The 16,572-nt window shown below is 72.2% G+C and carries 16 protein-coding genes; 11 read left to right on the top strand and 5 right to left on the bottom strand.

The features are described from left to right. The first annotated feature begins 97 nt into the window (after nucleotides 1-97). From ABTW87_RS13175 to ABTW87_RS13140, 8 genes are all read left to right on the top strand, one after another. On the top strand, nucleotides 98-1,342 hold the full coding sequence (locus ABTW87_RS13175) for a WxL protein peptidoglycan domain-containing protein (protein ID WP_350651045.1): 1,245 nt from the start codon (nucleotides 98-100) through the stop codon (nucleotides 1,340-1,342). A gap of 40 nt (nucleotides 1,343-1,382) precedes the next feature. Next, complete coding sequence (locus tag ABTW87_RS13170; protein ID WP_350651044.1) at nucleotides 1,383-2,960, top strand: TIGR03773 family transporter-associated surface protein; 1,578 nt, start codon at nucleotides 1,383-1,385, stop codon at nucleotides 2,958-2,960. After that, nucleotides 2,957-4,555 (top strand): anchored repeat ABC transporter, substrate-binding protein, encoded by a 1,599-nt coding sequence (locus ABTW87_RS13165; RefSeq protein WP_350651043.1) that lies wholly within the window; start codon nucleotides 2,957-2,959, stop codon nucleotides 4,553-4,555. Before ABTW87_RS13170 ends, ABTW87_RS13165 begins: the two co-directional genes overlap by 4 nt. 11 nt (nucleotides 4,556-4,566) lie before the next feature. Next, nucleotides 4,567-5,547 carry a choice-of-anchor M domain-containing protein gene (locus tag ABTW87_RS13160; RefSeq protein ID WP_502891576.1) on the top strand — a complete coding sequence of 327 codons (981 nt, stop codon included), beginning with the start codon at nucleotides 4,567-4,569 and terminating at the stop codon, nucleotides 5,545-5,547. Then, a complete protein-coding gene (locus tag ABTW87_RS13155; protein ID WP_350651041.1) occupies nucleotides 5,544-6,287 on the top strand; it encodes an anchored repeat-type ABC transporter ATP-binding subunit in 744 nt (247 codons plus the stop codon). The genes ABTW87_RS13160 and ABTW87_RS13155 overlap by 4 nt, the downstream gene beginning before the upstream one ends. Beyond that, nucleotides 6,287-7,162, top strand: a complete 876-nt coding sequence (locus tag ABTW87_RS13150; RefSeq protein ID WP_350651040.1) for an anchored repeat-type ABC transporter permease subunit — start codon at nucleotides 6,287-6,289, stop codon at nucleotides 7,160-7,162. Before ABTW87_RS13155 ends, ABTW87_RS13150 begins: the two co-directional genes overlap by 1 nt. 62 nt (nucleotides 7,163-7,224) lie before the next feature. Next, a complete protein-coding gene (locus tag ABTW87_RS13145; RefSeq protein WP_350651039.1) occupies nucleotides 7,225-7,875 on the top strand; it encodes a choice-of-anchor M domain-containing protein in 651 nt (216 codons plus the stop codon). After that, entirely contained in the window at nucleotides 7,872-8,525 is a 654-nt protein-coding gene (locus ABTW87_RS13140) for a choice-of-anchor M domain-containing protein (protein ID WP_350651038.1), read from the top strand. Before ABTW87_RS13145 ends, ABTW87_RS13140 begins: the two co-directional genes overlap by 4 nt. 117 nt (nucleotides 8,526-8,642) lie before the next feature. On the opposite strand, the gene ABTW87_RS13135 is transcribed toward ABTW87_RS13140, so the two are convergent. Together ABTW87_RS13135 and ABTW87_RS13130 are read right to left on the bottom strand one after the other, a co-directional pair. After that, nucleotides 8,643-9,437, bottom strand: coding sequence for a TIGR03943 family putative permease subunit (locus tag ABTW87_RS13135; RefSeq protein ID WP_350651037.1), 795 nt, complete (start codon nucleotides 9,435-9,437; stop codon nucleotides 8,643-8,645). Continuing rightward, entirely contained in the window at nucleotides 9,434-10,492 is a 1,059-nt protein-coding gene (locus tag ABTW87_RS13130; RefSeq protein ID WP_350651036.1) for a permease, read from the bottom strand. The genes ABTW87_RS13135 and ABTW87_RS13130 overlap by 4 nt, the downstream gene beginning before the upstream one ends. Nucleotides 10,493-10,725: 233 nt before the next feature. Between ABTW87_RS13130 and ABTW87_RS13125 the strand changes: the two genes are divergently transcribed. The 3 genes from ABTW87_RS13125 to ABTW87_RS13115 all read left to right on the top strand — a co-directional run bounded on the left by ABTW87_RS13125 (nucleotide 10,726) and on the right by ABTW87_RS13115 (nucleotide 13,294). After that, nucleotides 10,726-11,118, top strand: coding sequence for an SCO5389 family protein (locus ABTW87_RS13125; protein WP_350651035.1), 393 nt, complete (start codon nucleotides 10,726-10,728; stop codon nucleotides 11,116-11,118). Then, nucleotides 11,108-12,226, top strand: a complete 1,119-nt coding sequence (locus ABTW87_RS13120; RefSeq protein ID WP_350651034.1) for an LLM class flavin-dependent oxidoreductase — start codon at nucleotides 11,108-11,110, stop codon at nucleotides 12,224-12,226. The genes ABTW87_RS13125 and ABTW87_RS13120 overlap by 11 nt, the downstream gene beginning before the upstream one ends. A 90-nt stretch (nucleotides 12,227-12,316) precedes the next feature. Further along, nucleotides 12,317-13,294, top strand: a complete 978-nt coding sequence (locus ABTW87_RS13115; protein ID WP_350651033.1) for an ATP-binding protein — start codon at nucleotides 12,317-12,319, stop codon at nucleotides 13,292-13,294. A gap of 73 nt (nucleotides 13,295-13,367) precedes the next feature. Here ABTW87_RS13115 and ABTW87_RS13110 read toward each other — a convergent pair whose 3' ends face one another. Genes ABTW87_RS13110 through ABTW87_RS13100 form a run of 3 tightly spaced genes read right to left on the bottom strand, consistent with a single transcriptional unit; the run spans nucleotide 13,368 to nucleotide 16,442 of the window. Further along, a complete protein-coding gene (locus tag ABTW87_RS13110; protein WP_350651032.1) occupies nucleotides 13,368-14,015 on the bottom strand; it encodes a DUF1775 domain-containing protein in 648 nt (215 codons plus the stop codon). After that, nucleotides 14,012-15,697, bottom strand: coding sequence for a copper resistance protein CopC (locus tag ABTW87_RS13105; protein ID WP_350651031.1), 1,686 nt, complete (start codon nucleotides 15,695-15,697; stop codon nucleotides 14,012-14,014). Before ABTW87_RS13105 ends, ABTW87_RS13110 begins: the two co-directional genes overlap by 4 nt. A 1-nt stretch (nucleotide 15,698) precedes the next feature. Beyond that, nucleotides 15,699-16,442 carry a YcnI family copper-binding membrane protein gene (locus ABTW87_RS13100; RefSeq protein WP_350651030.1) on the bottom strand — a complete coding sequence of 248 codons (744 nt, stop codon included), beginning with the start codon at nucleotides 16,440-16,442 and terminating at the stop codon, nucleotides 15,699-15,701. Nucleotides 16,443-16,572 lie beyond the last annotated feature (130 nt).

The following is a 16,572-nucleotide window of genomic DNA, read 5'->3' as shown; positions in this document are numbered from 1 at the left end:
CTGGCCACCGGACCACCGCGCGGGGTGGGCGTGTCGTTGCCGCGACCCGCCCACCCCGCACCTCCTCTCGTACCCCAGGAACGGACCAGTCCTCGCAATGCGCCTGCTCGCCACCATCGCCGTCGGGATCGCCCTGCTCGGCGTGGTCCCCGTGCCACCTGCCTCCGCGCTGGCCGCGCCCACCCCCGCCACGCCGCCGGTGACGCAAGGGACGTCGTCGCCGGCACCGTCGCCCGCCGCCGCGACCTGGGGCGTGGCACCGTCGAGCGCGCGGGGGCCGAACGGCCGGCCGGCGTTCAGCTACAAGCTCGACCCGGGCGCCAACTTGACCGACTACGTCGGCGTCACGAACCATTCCAACCGCCCGCTCACCCTGAACCTCTACGCCAGCGACGCGGTCACCACCACGCGGGGCGGGTTCGATCTGCTGGCCGCCGACCGGAAGCCCACCGACGTGGGCTCCTGGGTCCGCCTGCCGAGCCGCACCCTGACCATCCCGTCGACGTCCCGGCTGGACGTACCGTTCACGCTCACCGTCCCGCGCAACGCCACGCCCGGGGATCACGCCGGAGGGATCGTCGCCTCGCTGGCCGGCACCGCCGTCGACGCGCAGGGTAACCAGGTCGCCGTCGACCACCGGGTCGGCGCGCGCATCTACCTGCGGGTCACCGGTGAGCTGCAGCCGACGCTGACCGTCGAAGACCTACGAGTACGGCACACCGGCTCGGCCAACCCGCTGGCCGGTGGCACGGTCACCGCCACGTTCACGGTCCGCAACACCGGCAACGTACGGCTCAGCGGGCGGCCCGTGCTCGGCGTGTCCGGACCGTTCGGCCTGGCCCGGCGGTCCGTCGCCGGTGCGGCCCTGCCGGAGATCCTGCCCGGCGGCGAGCTGACCACCACCGTACGCATGGCGGGTGTTCCGCCGCTGTTCCGGCTGACCACGAATGCGACCATCACGCCGGCCGCCATGGGGGACCAGGTCCTCGATCCGCCACCGCGGGCCGGCACGGCGCAGGCGGCCGTCTGGGCGGTGCCCTGGCCGCAGCTCGCCCTGCTGGCCCTGCTCATCCTCGCCGGCTGGGCGCTGATCGCGGCCCGGCGCCGCCGGGCGGCGCAGTTCGCGCGGGCGGTGGCTGCCGCCCGGGAGGAGGGCCGCGCGCAGGCCGGCCGGGCACCGGACGGCCAGGACATCCCGGTGGCCGTTGGCCGGCAGCCCTCGGCCGCCGCTGATGGCGGATCAGCACCGGACGACCACCCGATGCCGGACGCCGATCGTTCCGGTCCGGGCCCCGACAACCGGCATCCCACGACCGACAACACGCGGAAGGACGAGAAGTGACTCGGCTACGCCTGGGGAGCGACCAATGAGGATGAAAAGCATGCGCGTCGGCGCCGCGAGCCTTGCCGCCGTCGTGCTGGCGCTGGCACCCGCAACAACGCCGGCCGCCGCCGCACCGGCCGCCGTCACCTCGGCCGGCGCCGACCTGGTCTCCGTCGCGCTCGACGGTGACACGATGTCGCTGCGCTTCCGGGACGCCGCGCAGGCGGCCGGCGGCGCGGCGGGGCGCGACCCGGCCGAGGTGGTGCTCGGGCCGGGCGGCGGCCTCGCCGGCCGGGTCCCGGCCGGACCGGCCTTCGCCTTCCTCGGGAAGCCGGGCCATGCCGTGTGGGCACTCTCCGCCGGTGACACCGGGTTCCCGGCCCTGGACACCACCGGGGTACGCCCCGGCATCGCCGTCGACGACCGGGTGACCCTGACGCTGGGCTCGGTCGAGGGGCCGGGGACGTTCACCGCGTACACCCTGTCCGGTCTCGGCGCGGCGACCCCGCTGTTCGGCAGCGGTGCCGGCGTGCAGCGGTCGACGCAACTGCCGGCGGGCACGCGTACCGGTGGCGTGGTCTGGGCCTTCGACGCGGCCGGCGAGTACCGGCTCACCCTGACCGGCTCGGCCGCCCTGCGCTCCGGTGAGACGGTGCGCGCCGAGGCGACGTACCGGGTCCGCGTTCCGGCGATCGAGCCGGCGGAGCCGGCGTTGCCCGCTCCGCTGAAGCAGGCGCCGCAACCGCGCGCCGAGGCACTCGCCGCACCGGCTGCCGCTCCGAAGCCCGCTGCCGCTCCGAAGCCCGCCGCAGCGCCGAAGGTGGCGGCCCCGCCGGAGGCGGCGAAGGTCGCTGCCGGTGCTCGTCAGGTGATCAGTGACGGGCACGTCGACATGGGTCCCAATCTGTCCGGGGACAGCTGGACGATCCGGATCAAGGACGACCGGACCAGCCCTCCGGTCTGGCGGGAGACCGCCGACGTGGTCCTGCACGCCAAGGACAAGGCGAAGATCACGGTGCCCGCCGGAGCGGACTTTCTCGGCAGGCCGGGCGACACCGTGTGGGTGCTCCCGCAGACCCAGCAGGCGGGTCTCGTCTGGCCCGGCTGGAACACCCAGCACGCGTCCGTCGTGTCGGGCGTCAAGGGCAGCGTCACGTGGACGCTGAAGGGGGTCAACGGACCCGGCCGGTTCGCCCTCTTTCTGACCGGCTCGTTCGGTAAGGCCGACGTGCTGTTCGACTCCGCCAAGCCGTTCCCGCAGAAGCTGGACATCCCGCTCAACACCCACACGCACGGCAACTGGGCGTTCGGCAAGCCCGGTCTGTACCGCCTCGCGGTGCAGATGAGCGGCACCACCACCGCCGGCAAGGCGGTCACCGACACGAAGACGCTCACCATCGCCGTCGGCGACAGCACCGATCCGAATGCCGGGTTCGGCCCCGGTTCCGGTTCCGGTTCCGACGGCGACGGCGACGGCGACGGCGACGGCGGTTCGGATCAGGGTGGCGGTGGCCCGCTGCCGCGTACCGGCGCCGGTTGGGTGCTCACGGCCGCGGCGCTGGGCGTCGTCCTGGTGGCGGTCGGAGCCCTGCTGTTGCTGCTGGTCCGCCGCCGCGCCGCCCTCCGGACCGGGTGACGGCGGTGCCGAGGACTGGCAGCCGCCGGCTCGGCCCGCGGCGGCTGCTCCTGCTGCCGCTGCTGCTGGCCGCGGTGCTCGCCGGCGGCTGCCGGTCGGAGGTGGCGTTGAGTTCGCACGACGAGCGGGTCCAGGTCCTGACGACCACCGGGATCCTGCGGGATCTGGCCCGCAACGTGGGCGGCGACCGGGTGACCGTGACCTCGATGGTGCCGGACGGGGCCGATCCGCACAGCTACGAGCCGTCACTGCGGGACGTCCGTGACGTCGTCTACGCCGACGTGGCGTTCAGCAACTACCTGCTCCTCGAGGAGCAGGCCCTGATCAAGGCGTTGGACGCCAACCTTCGTGACGGCGTACCGAACATCTCGCTGGCCGAGGGGGCGGTGAAGTACGCGGCGGAGGTCATCCCGCTGGTCGAGGATGTGTCGCTGGACACCATTTGGCTGGGCATGCGGGTGCGCGGCACCGGTGCGGCGCAGGGTGCGGACCGGTCCTCGGAGGTGCTGCTCAGCGCGACCGGCGTGGGCGGCCCGGGTCGGATGTACGCGTACCTCATCGAGTCGTTCGGCAACCCGTCGTTCTACGTCGACTCCGGTGACGGCTTCGACCCTGCCAACGGGTACCGGGACGACACCGCGACGCTGCCCCCGGACGCGCACACCCACATGAGCTGGGCGTTCACCGAGCCGGGTGTCTACCGGCTGACCATGCAGGCGCGGCTGGCCGTCGACCCGCAGACGGCGCCCGTACCGATGGGTGAGCAGGTCTTCACCTTCGCCGTCGGGGTCGACCCGCACTCGGTGCCGGGGACGTCGGAGGTGCTGACCGGCGGGCACGCCGACGTCACCGTCGACCTCGACCAGCGGCGGCTATACCTGCTCGCCGACCCCGAGGGGGGCGGCGAGGCGACCCAACGGGTGTACGACCCGGCGCGCACCGTCATCGAGGTGCCGAACAAGGCGCTGTTGGAGGTGCCCGGCGACCGGCGTTTCCGGTTCCTCGGCCGGCCGGGTACCCAGGTCTACCAGTTGCCGCAGGCTGTCCTCGGCAAGCACGTGCACGGCGAGATCGACCCGCACCTGTGGCAGAACGTCCGCAACGCCATCGCCTACGTGCAACTGATCCGGGACACCCTGATCGGCGTGGACCCCGAGGGCGCCGCCGACTACCGGGCGAACGCCGCCGCCTACATCCGGCAGCTGGAAGAACTCGACTCGTACGTCCGGGACACCATCGCGCAGATCCCACCCTCGCGGCGCCACCTCGTCACCACACACGACGCGTTCGGCTACCTGGGCAAGGCGTACGGCGTGCAGATCTCCGGCTTCGTCACACCCAACCCGGCCACCGAGCCGAGCCTCGCCGACCGCCGCAAGCTCACCGAGACGATCCGCAACCTGCGGATCCCCGCCGTGTTCCTGGAGCCGAACCTGGCGGCCCGGTCCGCCACGCTGACCGAGGTGGCCCGCGAGGAGGACCTGCGGGTGTGCCCGATCTACGGCGACGCGTTCGACCGCGACGTCACCACCTACGCGGAGATGATGCGGTTCAACGCCGAATCGCTGCGCGACTGCCTGACCACGGAGAAGTGATGGAGGAACCAGTGACGGCAGGACGGGCGCGCCGCCGCACCCGCGTGACCACAGTCATCCTGCGAGGGGCGCTCGCGGCGCTGCTCATGGTGGCGACGGCACCGACCCGGGCGTGGGCAGCCGAGCCGACGCCGAACCTCAGCCAGTCGATCGCGGCCGACCAGCCCCTCGCCACCGGACGGACGACTCTCGCCACCGGGCACGTCGACATCGGCCCCCGCTACGTCGACGACCGGTGGACGCTGCTGATCCACGACGGTACGCAGGCGCAACCGGTGTGGCGTGACCCCGACGACACCCTGCTCCGGGTCTCCGACGCCGCGCTGCAGACCGTTCCAGACGATCCGGCGTACGCCTTCCTCGGCATCGAGGCCGGCAAGCGGGCGTACGTGGTGCCGCAGGTCCAGGACCAGGATGTCGTCTGGCTGGGCTGGAACACCCAGGATCCCCGGGTGATGCAGACCATCGACCGGGGCGTCACCCTGAGCCTGCTCGGTGTCCGCGGTCCGGGAACGCTCACGACCTACCTCCAGTCGGGCAACTTCGCGCCGCCGCAGCCGCTCTGGCGATCCGCCGAGACGACGGCCCAGCCCTTCTGGGTCGAGGTCAACACCCACACCCACGCCAACTGGGTCTTCTCCGCACCGGGTGTCTACCTGGTCGCGGTGCAGGTCTCGGCCGACCTGGTCAACGGGGAGAAGGTTTCGGCGACCCGTACGCTGCGTTTCGCGGTGGGGGACGCCACCAGCGCCGACGAGGCCTTCGCCGCCGTGGCCGACATCCCCGCACCGACCGGCCAGGAGCCGTCCGGTGAGGACCCGGCCGCAGCCGACGAGGGGGCCGGAGGTTCCCGGACGCCTCTGATCATGGCGCTGGCCGGGTCGGCCGTCGTGCTCGCTCTCGGCCTGGTCTTTCTCCTGCTGCGCGGACGTGGCGCCCGACGGCGGGCCGAGCAGGAACGCGCCAGCGCATCGTCGGGGGGCCAGCCGTGAGAGCACTGGAGATCGAGGCGTTGGACGTCGATCTGGGTGGCCGGCCGGTCCTGCGGGACGTGCGGCTGCACCTGGACCGCGGCGAGCTGGTCGGACTGCTGGGACCCAACGGCGCCGGCAAGACCACCCTGCTGCGCGCGATCCTGGCGCTGATCCGCAGCCGCCGCGGCCGGGTGCTGGTGGAGGGCGGGCCGACGCGTCCCGGCCGGTCCGGGATCGGCTACGTCCCCCAGCGCCACGAGTTCAGCTGGGACTTCCCGATCTCCGTCGAGCAGGCCGTGATGTCCGGCCGCACCGGCCGCCTGGGCCTGCTCCGACGCCCCGGCGTCACCGACTGGCGGGCGGTCGGCGATGCGCTGGACCGGGTACAGCTGACCGGACTGCGCCGGCGGCCGGTCGGCGAGCTTTCCGGTGGGCAACGCCAACGCGTCCTGGTCGCGCGGGCACTCGCGCTCGCGCCGAGCATCCTGCTGCTCGACGAGCCGTTCACCGGGCTGGACATGCCCACTCAGGAACTGCTGGGCGACCTGTTCACCAGCCTGGCCCGAGAGGACCGCGCGGTGCTGATGACCACCCACGACCTGGTCGCGGCGGTCGACTCCTGCACCCGGCTGGTCCTGCTCAACGGCCGGATCATCGCCGACGGCCGCCCGGCGGACCTGCAGGACGCTGACCTGTGGACGCAGACCTTCGGGGTGAGCGCGACGTCTGCGCTGCTGAAGCTGGTGAGGGCGGCCTGATGTCAATCACCGATTTCCTCACCGACCTGTTCAATCCCGACCTCGCGTTCCTGCCCAAGGCGCTGGCGATCGCGGTGATGTCCAGCGTCGTCTGCGGGGTCGTCGGCTGCTACGTCGTACTGCGGGGGATGGCCTTCATCGGCGACGCCGTGACGCACGCGGTCTTCCCCGGCATCGCGGTCGCCTTCGTCCTGCAGGGCAGCCTGGTCCTCGGCGGCGCCGTCGCCGGTGTAGCCACCGCCCTGCTGATCGCGATCTTCTCGCAGAACCGCCGGGTCAAGGAGGATTCGCTGATCGGCGTCTTCCTGGTGGCCGCGTTCGCTCTCGGCATCGTGATCATCTCGCAGGCGCCCGGCTACGCCGGGTCGCTGCAGCAGTTCCTGTTCGGCTCGATCACCGGCATCCCGGACCGGGACCTGTACGTCGTCGGCGGCGCCGGGCTGGTGATCCTCGGTCTGGTGCTGGTATTGCACAAGGAGTTCGTCGCGGTCTGCCTGGACCGCGAGATGTCCCGCTCGATGGGGTTGCCGGTCTTCTGGCTCGACATCGTGCTCTACGTCCTGGTCACCCTGGCCGTGGTGATCTCGTTGCAGACCATCGGCAACATCCTCGTCCTGGCCCTGCTGATCACCCCCGCCGCCGCGGCCCGCCTGCTCACCGACCGGCTCGGCGTGATGATGCTGCTCGCCCCGGTGATCGGCGGCACGTCGGCGCTCGTCGGGCTGTACCTGTCCTGGAGCTACGACACACCGGTCGGCGGCACCATCGTCCTGGTCGCCACCGCCGTCTTCCTCACCGCCTGGCTGATCGCGCCACGACACGGCGTGCTGACCCGGCGGTGGAAGCGTCCGATGGAAGAGCCTTCCCCGCGCTAACCAAAACGACTATCGTTTTCGATAACACGGTCCATAGGGGACCGCGTGGAAGGAGTTCCTTCGTGCGTAAGCCCATCCGCCTGCTGCTCACCTCCGGTGTGGTGACCGCGGCGCTGCTCGCGGCTGCCCCCGCGGCGGCGCAGGCATCCCTGGTGACGTTCAACTCCGGGCACCTCGACCTGGTCGACATCGCCTACGAGGACGGTGCGCTGGAGCTCGGCGTCCACGACGAGGACACCGACGTCGAGTACGCCGCCGACGAGGTCAAGGTCGTCGTCAAGCGGCAGGCCAAGGTCACCGTCCCGAACGATCCCGCCTTCGGCTTCCTCGGTACGCCCGGCGTGTCGAAGGTGTGGATCCTGCCCGAGATCCAGAACACCAGCCTGGTTTGGCCCGGCATCGCCGCCGAGGAGGTCGAGCCCGGCACCTTCACCGCCGACACCCTCACCCTCGACCTGCAGTCGGTCAACGGCCCCGGGCAGCTCGCCATCTACACCGAGAACGCCGTCGGGCAGCCCACCGTCCTCGCGGACAGCGGTGACGGCCTGCCCGACACCATCGCCCTGACCGCCGGCGACCACCTCCACGCGAACTGGGCCTTCGACCGTGCCGGCACCTACTGCGTCACCTTCCGCGCCACCGGCACCCTCGCCGCCACCAGCGAGCAGGTCACCAGCGAACCCGCCACCCTGCGCGTCGTGGTCAGGGCGTGAGCGGCGTGCGTACCCGCAGTCGCTTCCTCACCGGCCTCGCCCTGACCGCCGCGCTGCTCGCCGGCACCGCCACCCCCGCTGTCGCGGCGCCGATCGTGCTCTCCAGCGGCCACGTCGACGTCATCGACGTCGACTATGCCGGCGGTGCGCTGACCGTCAACCTGCTCGATGACACCGTCAGCCCGTCGGTCGAGCGCAACCCCGCCGACGTCGTCCTGCGCGTGCCCAACACCGCCAAGCTCACCGTGCCCGGCGGCAGCGCCTGGTCGTTCCTTGGCACCGGCGGCCAGGCCTGGGTCCTGCCGCAGGGCAACACCGCCGGACTGCTCTGGGCCGGCTGGAACACCACCGAAGTGCCCAGCGGCGTGCTCCAGAACAACCGGGTCACCGTCAAGCTGACCAACGTCACCGGGCCGGCCGGCTTCAGCGTCTACACCGTCTCCGGCGGCACCCCGACGGTGCTGTTCGACAGCGGCAACGGTCTGCCCGACAGCCTCAACGTCAACCGCAACACCCACGCCCACGCCAACTGGGGCTTCGACGCTGCCGGCACCTACACCGTCACCTTCGAGGTCACCGCCAAGCTCGCCTCCACCGGCGCCACCATCAGCTCCGGCGCCAAGACCTGGACCTTCGAGGTTCTCCTCTGACACCGCGTCCCGTAGCAGCAGCTGAACACAGACGTCCGCCGAGGTAGGGGGTACCTGCAAGCGGCGGACGTGGCCGGCGCGCGAGCCCACCGCCCACCCGGGCCGCGCGCCGGCCGGCTATCCGTACGGATTGGTCGGCGGCTGCACCTGTCGCCAGGACTCGACCTGGAGGTAGGGGATCTCCTCGTCGTTGACCGGGTCGCGGCCGCGGCGGTCGGTGTAGCGGCCGGTGACCTCGATCCAGGTGTCGGCGGCCAGGCCGGCGGGTGCGCTGCCGGTCATACCGACTTTGACCGGTCGGCCGTCGGCGGCGCAGCAGGACATGATCATTCGGGCGAGGATCGGCTCGGCGTCGGGGCCGGAAATGACGAAGCCGGTGAGCTGGACGCGGCGGTCGTCGAGCGACCGTCCCTGGTCGAACAGGGCGCGGGCGGCGTAGTCGAGGACCGAGGTCCGCACCGGGTCGCCGGCGGGCAGTGGGGGATATTCGTAGTCCCGGTCGGCGGTGAGCGCGGTGCCGGCCTGGCCGGCGGCGTAGGAGCCGAGCGCGGGCGGGGCGACCAGGAGAAGCCCGAGGACGGGCAGGAGGAGCAGCCAGGCGACGCGCGGCCCGTGGTGGTCGTGTCCGTGGTCGTCGTGCCCGTGCGCGGTGGCCGTGCGCGGGCTCTCTCCGCTGTCGGGGGAGACGACCGGGGTGGCTGCCTCCCGCTCGTTTGCGGCGTCGGGTGCGGCGGCGGGTCGCAGTTCGTACCAGAGGGTCATCGCGCCGGTGATGATCAGCAGCAGGCTGGCGGCGATGAGGAACGGACGGAGCCCTTCCTTGACGTAGCGCAGGTGCAGGTCGGTGAGGCTGGCCCGCAGGACCGCACCGCCGAGAAGGAGCATGACGCAGGCCTGGGCTTGGCGGTTCACAGCAGCACCGCCCCGGTGGCCACGGCGACGGTGACCGCTACGGCGAACGTGGCGGGTGCGAAGCGGGCGGCGAACCGGCGGCCGAAGACTCCGGCCTGCATGGAGATGAGCTTGAGGTCGACCATGGGTCCCACCACGAGGAAGACGAGCCGGGAGGTGAGGGAGAACTGCGACAGCGAGGCGGCGACGAACGCGTCCGCCTCCGAGCAGATGGACAGCAGGACGGCGAGCGCGGCCAGCGCCAGCACGGAGAGCACCGGCTGGTCGGCGAGGGTCTGCAGCCACCGTTCGGGCACCAGGACGTTGATGCTGGCGGCGGCCATCGCGCCGATGACGAGGAAGCCGCCGGCGTGCACGACATCGTGCCGGACCGCGGCCCAGAACGCCTCGCCCCGCCGAAGGCCGTCGAGTTCGGGCCGGTGCGGTAGCCGGATCCAGTCCGCGCGGCCCAGCCGTAGCCACAGCCAACCCATCACCACGGCGACCACCAGACTCGCGATGGCGCGGGCAGGGACCATCTCGGGGTTGTTGGGGAAGGCGACCGCGGTGGCGACCAGAACGATCGGGTTGATCGCGGGTGCGGCGAGCAGGAACGCCAGCGCCGCGGCGGGGGTGACGCCACGGCGGATCAGGGACCCGGCGATCGGCACCGCGCCGCACTCACAGCCGGGCAGGACGACACCGGCCGCGCTGGCCACCGGCACCGCGAGCGCGGGATGCTTCGGCAGGGCCCGCGCCCAGAACGAGCGGGGAACGAAGACCGCGATCACGGCCGACAGCAGCACACCGAACACCAGGAACGGAACCGCCTGCACCATCACCGAGACGAACACCGTGGTCCAGGTCGCCAACGACGGCGCGGACAGCAGGCCGGCGAGCGGCTCCCGCAGGATGATCAGCAGGATCAGCAGCGCGGCGAGCACCTCGACGGAGCTGACGCGCTCGGCGATCAGTGCCCGGGCGGCGGCACCGCGCGAGAGCGGCACGTCGTGCGGCGGCGGAGATTCGCCCGGTGAATTTTCTTGTGCTGGCGCGATGCGTTCGGGTGCGCTCACACCGCCTCCACCTTCTGTCTGTCCAGCGCCGATGAGTGCCAGCAGGCGATGGCGGTGCGCTTCTCCCCGTGCCGCTGGTGCGGATGAGTGTATAGAAGAGTGCCGCTCGTAGGGGATTCTCTGCGCTCCGGCTGAAGCACGATCGGTGCCATTGACGCCACGCACGGTACATGGTGTGCTCGTGGCGCAAACGCTAACGAAAACTGTGGTCGTTATCGTGTGTGAGGAGGAGCATGTCTCTGACCGTGCCACCGAACCTGTTGCAGGCCGCCGAATCGGGTCCCGTCGACGACGAGGCGTTCGTGGCCTGCGTCCGCGAATCACTGCCGTACGCCTGGCAGACCGTCAGCCGGGTGGCGGCGGATCTCCAGTCGTCCGACGCCGAGTTCGCCGACAACGTCGTCCCGCCGCCGGGTGAGGCCGAACGCGGCCAGCTCCTGCGGGCCCTGGCCAGCGACGCCATCCGGTCCAGCCTGGAGCGCCACTTCGGCGTCAAACTGGCCTTCCAGAACTGCCACCGGGTCGCCGCGTTCCGCCTGTCCGCCGTCGACTCCGACACCTACCGCCGCTTCGTCTCCGCCCGTGGCCAGCTGCTCAACCAGTCTCCCGAGCTGCGTGACTGCTGATCCGGTCACCGCCCGGCGAGCAGGCCGCGACGTCGACGTCCACCTGTTCCTGCTCGCCGGGCACCGCCCGGACGCCAGCCACGCCACGGCTCTCGCCGACGCCCATCAGTACGGCCGCGCCGCGGAGGCCGCTGGGTACGCCGGGGTCTGGATCGCCGAGCACCACTTCATCTCCTACGGCGTGTGTCCCTCGGCGATCACCTTCGCCGCGCATCTGCTCGGCTCCACCCGGCGCATCGTCGTCGGCACCGCGGCCTGCATCCTGTCCAACCGTCACCCGGTCGCGCTCGGTGAGGAGGCGGTGCTGCTCGACGAGTTGTCCGGCGGCCGGTTCCGTCTCGGCGTCGGCCGGGGCGGCCCCTGGGTGGACCTGGAGGTGTTCGGCACCGGCCTGGACCGCTTCCGCGCCGGTTTCCCGGACGCTCTCGAGCTGCTGGACCGGTGGCTGTCCGGCGCACCGATCGTGGCCGGCAACGAGCGGTTTCCGTTCCGGGCGGTGCCGGTGGTGCCGCGACCCGCGCGGCGGATACCGGTGTGGGTCGCGGCGACCTCGCCGCCGACGGTGGAGCTCGCCGCGAGGCACGGCATGCCGCTGCTGCTCGGGCTGCACGCCGACCTGGCCGAGAAGGCGGACCTGCTGGACCGCTACGCCCGGGTCGCTGCCGCGCACGGTCACGACGCCGACCGCGCCGGCCATGCCAGCGCACACCTGGCGTACGTCGAGGACGACGACGACCGCGCCGTCGACGCCGTCCGCGCCGGGCTTCCGGGGCTGCTGGCCGGCACCCGCGGCTACGTCCGCCTCGACGGCACAACCGCGGGTCAACGAGACCTGGCCGCCTACGTGGAACGCCTCATCACCATCCACCCCGTCGGCTCACCCCACCGCTGCACGCAGGTTCTGGAGCAGGCGGCAGCGTTGCCCGGCGTGCGGCACCTGCTGCTGATGGTGGAGGGCGTCGGCGGCCGCGAGCGCACACTCGGCACGATCCACCGCATCGCAGCGGACGTGCTCGGCCTCGCTGTCGAGGCACGCCGGGGCGAACCCGACCACGCGACGGCGGTGAGCGCCGCTCCTCGCCGGAGACGTCGGCACACCGACCGGTGACACGACGGTGGTCGCCGTCCGGAGGGCCGCACCACCGGCTACAGTGTCGCACATGGAAACGATTGCCGTTAGCGTTGCTGGGGTGGTGCGGTGAAGGTCGCGTTCGTCGGTAAGGGCGGCAGCGGGAAGACCACGCTGGCCGCGCTGTTCGCCCGCCACCTCGCCGAGCTGGGGCGGCCAGTGCTGGCCATCGACGCCGACATCAACCAGCACCTCGCAGCGGCCCTCGGCGGGCCGGAGGGTGCCGCTGCGGCGATCACCCCGCTCGGCGAGCACCTACCCGAGATCAAGAACTACCTCCGGGGCGACAATCCCCGCATCGGGTCCGCCACCGAGATGGTCAAGACCACCCCGCCCGGAACCGGTTCGCGCCTGCTGCGGGTGGCGCAGGAGAACCCGATCTACGCGTCGTGCGTCCGGGCAGTCGGTGGTGTGCGACTGGCGGTGACCGGCGAGTTCACCGCCGAGGACCTCGGGGTCGCCTGCTACCACTCCAAGGTCGGCGCGGTCGAGCTGCTGCTCAACCACCTGGTCGACGGGCGCGGAGAGTACGTGGTGGTGGACATGACCGCCGGCGCCGACTCGTTCGCCTCGGGGCTGTTCACCCGCTTCGACCGCACCTTCCTGATCTGCGAGCCGACCGTGCGCAGCGTCGGCGTCTACCGCCAGTACGCCGGCTACGCCCGGGACTACGGGGTCGCGCTGTCCGTGGTCGGCAACAAGGTCGAGGATGCCACCGACGTCGAGTTCCTCCGGGAGCACGTCGGGGAGGACCTGCTCACCTGGGTGAGCCGTTCGGCGTACGTGCGACGGGCCGAACGCGGCACGGTGAGGCCGCTCACCGAACTGGAGGCAGCCAACCAGGCGGTGCTGCAACAGCTGACGGATGCCGTCGACCGCACCGTCCAGGACTGGGAGTCCTTCACGCGATGGGCCCACGAGTTCCACCGGCGCAACGCAGCAGCATGGGCCAACGAGCGGGTGGGAGCCGACCTCGCCACCCAGATCGATCCCGATTTCCGGATGGGTCGGCAAACCCTCGACATGCCGGCGGCCGTGACGGCATGACCGGCGGGTGGCGTGGCCGCCGAGCGGTCCTTCGACAAGCCCTGGGCCGCCGGACGATCGGGAGGTGACAGCGTCAGGGCGTCGTTGCCTCGGGCGCGTCCGAGTCGGCGGGCCTCCGGCGCCGGCGGTGACCCACGAGAGCGGCGGCCGTCGTGGCGGTGACGACGAAGAGGGCCAGTGCGCCGAGGGCCTGTGGCAGGGTGGCGGCGCCGCCGGTGCCCGGCGGCGGGGCGGGAGCGGCCCGCGTGACCGTCGGGGCGGGCGCGAGGATCGCGCCGGTCGCGATCAGGCTGGGCGCCGGGTGTTCGTCTCCGGGTTGCGGGTCGGTCCATTCGTACGCTTCACCGCTGGCGCAGCGCTGCACGGTGGGGAAGCGCAGTGGCTGTCCGATCGTGCCGGTCAGCCGGGTGGTGAGGGAGAAGGCGGCTTCGGCGCCGGCCTTGAGCCCGGGTCCGGTCCAGGCGACCCGGCTCGGCTCGGTCGTCGCCTTCCACCCGGCGGGTTGTCCGGTACGGGTGGCCGGGGTGGCGCCGGCCGGGAGGGAGACGATCAGTTCGGTGGTGGGTGATTCGCCGCAGCCGTGGTCGAAGGTGAAGGTGAGGGTGGTGCTGCCGTCGCCGTTGGGTTGTGCCTTGGCGAGCAGGACGTGCGCGGCGGCCGGGGAAGCGGTGAGCAGGAGGACCGCCGCCGTGGCGGCCAGGAGCGCGACCAGGCGTCTCACGGGATCTCCACGGGTATGCGGGCGACCGGATTCTCGTACTTGGAGGTGCGAACGCTGACCTCGATGATCCATTGACCGGGCAGGGGGAACTCGGCGACGGCCTCGTAGCGGCCGGGTGCGGTGCGGGAGACGGGGCGTTCGAGCGGGCCGACCTGCTGGGCGGGCAGGCTGAAGCGCAGTTCGGGCGCGGTGACCGGTTCGACCGGTCGGCGTTCGCCGTCGAGGATGGTGAGTTGCAGCGCGTTGACGCCGGTGGTGCCGGGGGTCAGCACGATGGCGGTGCGGTGGTCGCCGAGTTGTGCGGTGAGTTCGACGGACGCCGGGCGGTCCACGGGTGGTGGAGCGGAGCCACTGTCGTCGCGGACGGGACTCTGGGTGACCAGCACGCCGGTGACGGCGATGGCGACGGCGAGCAACCCGGCTTCGGCACGTACGGTGCGGCGCAGCAGCGGCCACGCCGGGCCCGCGCTGTCCGCGGAGGTGATCCGGGGAACGAGCCGGTAGCGGTTCCAGGCGGCGATCCCCACGATGACCGCGACGATCGCGACCTTGACGAGCAGCGCGACGCCGTACGCGGTGCCGAACAGCGCGGACCAGGTCCGGACGATGCGCCAGCCGAGCAGGACGCCGGTGACGGCGAGGGCGGCGACCAGCAACGCGGCGGCGCGGGAGAACGCGGCCACGGCGGTCGCGGCTGTGCTCGGTGTCGCCTGGGAGGAGGGGAGCAGCAGCAGGGTCAGCCCGATGAGGCCGCCGAGCCACAGCGCGGCGTTGGCCACGTGCAGCAGGTCGGCGGTGAGGACGAGGGGGGCAGGGCCGAACGTGCGGGTGTGCCCGGTCAGGGCCAGCGATCCCACGGCGAGCGCGGCGCCGGCCAGGCCGGCCGTTGCCGCGTACCGCCGGGTCTGTGACCGGGTGGCGAGCAGCGCCGCGGTCAGGCCCACGACGGTGAGCAGAGCGGCGAGCGCGGTGTCCGTGGCCAGCGCGGTCCGCCAGGTCGCTGCTCGGGCAAGTGCGGCCAGGTCGCTGCCGTCCTGCCAGGCGACGACGACGGGCAGCGCGACCAGCATGGTGACCACCGTCGCCGGCACCGACCAGCGCAGTAGGACGTAGATCCGGCGCCGCACCACGGCCGCGCCGGCAGCGGTGGGCAGCAGCAGGAACGCGAAGGCGGCCAGGCCCGCGCCGCCGAGCACGCCGGCGTAGCCGAGCGCTTCGGTGAGCTGCCGGGTCAGCCGCACGCCGCGGCTGGGCTCCGGGACCGTCGTGGCGTCGATCGCACCGGCGGTGGGGGCGCCGATGGCGAACGTGAACCCGCCGGCGACCGGGTGGCTGTCGGCGGAGATCACCCGCCAGGTGACCACGTAGCTGCCGTCGCCCAACCCGGGAGGCACGGAGAGGACGACCCGGGTGTCCACGGTACGCACCGCCGCCGGCTGCTCGGCGCCGGCGGCGTCGAGCAGCCGGACGGCTCCGGTGCGGACCTGGACCGGTTCGTTGAAGGTCAGGGTGACCTCAGCCGGCGGACTCGGCAGGACGGCACCGTCGGCGGGATCGGTGCCCAGCAGCGTGGCGTGCGCCTGAGCCGGTGCCGCCGGCCCGAGCGCCAGCAGGAGTCCGCACAGCAGGGCACCGGCGAGGCCCGCCAGTCGGGCTGGCGGGCGTCGGGCCGGGACCGGCATGTCAGGCGTCGGTGCCGCGGGACCGGGCAATGGACGGGCGCAGGACGGCGAACCCGCCGAGCAGCAGGCCGAGGAGGCCGGCCGCGAGCGCGATCCAGCTCACCGTGCTGGTCCCGCCGCTCTGCTCGTCGGCGGCGTCGCTCTGGGTGCCGGCCAGCGCCACGTCGGCCGCGGGGCTGGGGTCGGCGTGCCCCTCCTTGGCGGCCTCGGTGACGGTGAAGCCGGGAGCCGGGTGCTCGAGGTCGTCCGGGTTCTGCCCGTCGGCGGGCACCTGCACCCAGGCCGTCTCGCCCTTCTCGCAGGTCTGCACGGACGGGAAGACTAGCTTCTTGCCCGGCGTGTCCGGCAGCTTCAGCGACAACTGGAAGACATCCCGCAGGTCGTCGGGCAGCGGAGCCTTCGCGGTGTAGACGACCTCGGAGACCCGCTGGGTGATCTCGTTGCCGTGGCTGTCCTTGACCGGCGGGTTCAGGTCGTCCATCACCTTCGCCACGGTCCAGTTGACGTTGACGGTCGGCGTCACCGAGACGATCTCGTCCGGGATCTTGATGGCCACCTTGGTCGTGCCGGCGCCGTCGCAGCCGTGCGGCACCGAGACGGTGAGGACCGAGTACGAACCGGCCGACGTCACGGTCGGCGAGACGGTGACATGAGCGGCGGCCGGCGCGGCGGTCAGCAGCACGACACCGGCGGCGGCAAGGCTGGCAGCGGCGGTCTGCGCCGTACGCCGCAAAGCGGTCTTCATGACGTGGATCCCTTCGACGAGACGGCTCCTCGGCGGAGCCGCAGCGGGCTGATGAGACGGTTTGGCTCAGGCAAGTAGTCGGCACCGGGCCGGGAAAAGTTCCCAGCCGACCGTGGCGGTGCCGAACCCG

Source organism: Micromonospora sp. NPDC126480, from assembly GCF_040302465.1.
In the GTDB taxonomy this organism is placed as follows: domain Bacteria; phylum Actinomycetota; class Actinomycetes; order Mycobacteriales; family Micromonosporaceae; genus Micromonospora.
Note: the sequence above shows the minus strand (reverse complement) of the source record. Positions and strands in the feature narration are given on the sequence as shown.

Coding starts and splice junctions, on each gene's coding strand:
- ABTW87_RS13125 (WP_350651035.1), top strand. CDS start 10,726: ATGTCTCTGACCGTGCCACCGAACCTGTTGCAGGCCGCCGAATCGGGT.
- ABTW87_RS13105 (WP_350651031.1), bottom strand. CDS start 15,697: ATGCCGGTCCCGGCCCGACGCCCGCCAGCCCGACTGGCGGGCCTCGCC.
- ABTW87_RS13150 (WP_350651040.1), top strand. CDS start 6,287: ATGTCAATCACCGATTTCCTCACCGACCTGTTCAATCCCGACCTCGCG.
- ABTW87_RS13175 (WP_350651045.1), top strand. CDS start 98: ATGCGCCTGCTCGCCACCATCGCCGTCGGGATCGCCCTGCTCGGCGTG.
- ABTW87_RS13100 (WP_350651030.1), bottom strand. CDS start 16,442: ATGAAGACCGCTTTGCGGCGTACGGCGCAGACCGCCGCTGCCAGCCTT.
- ABTW87_RS13170 (WP_350651044.1), top strand. CDS start 1,383: ATGCGCGTCGGCGCCGCGAGCCTTGCCGCCGTCGTGCTGGCGCTGGCA.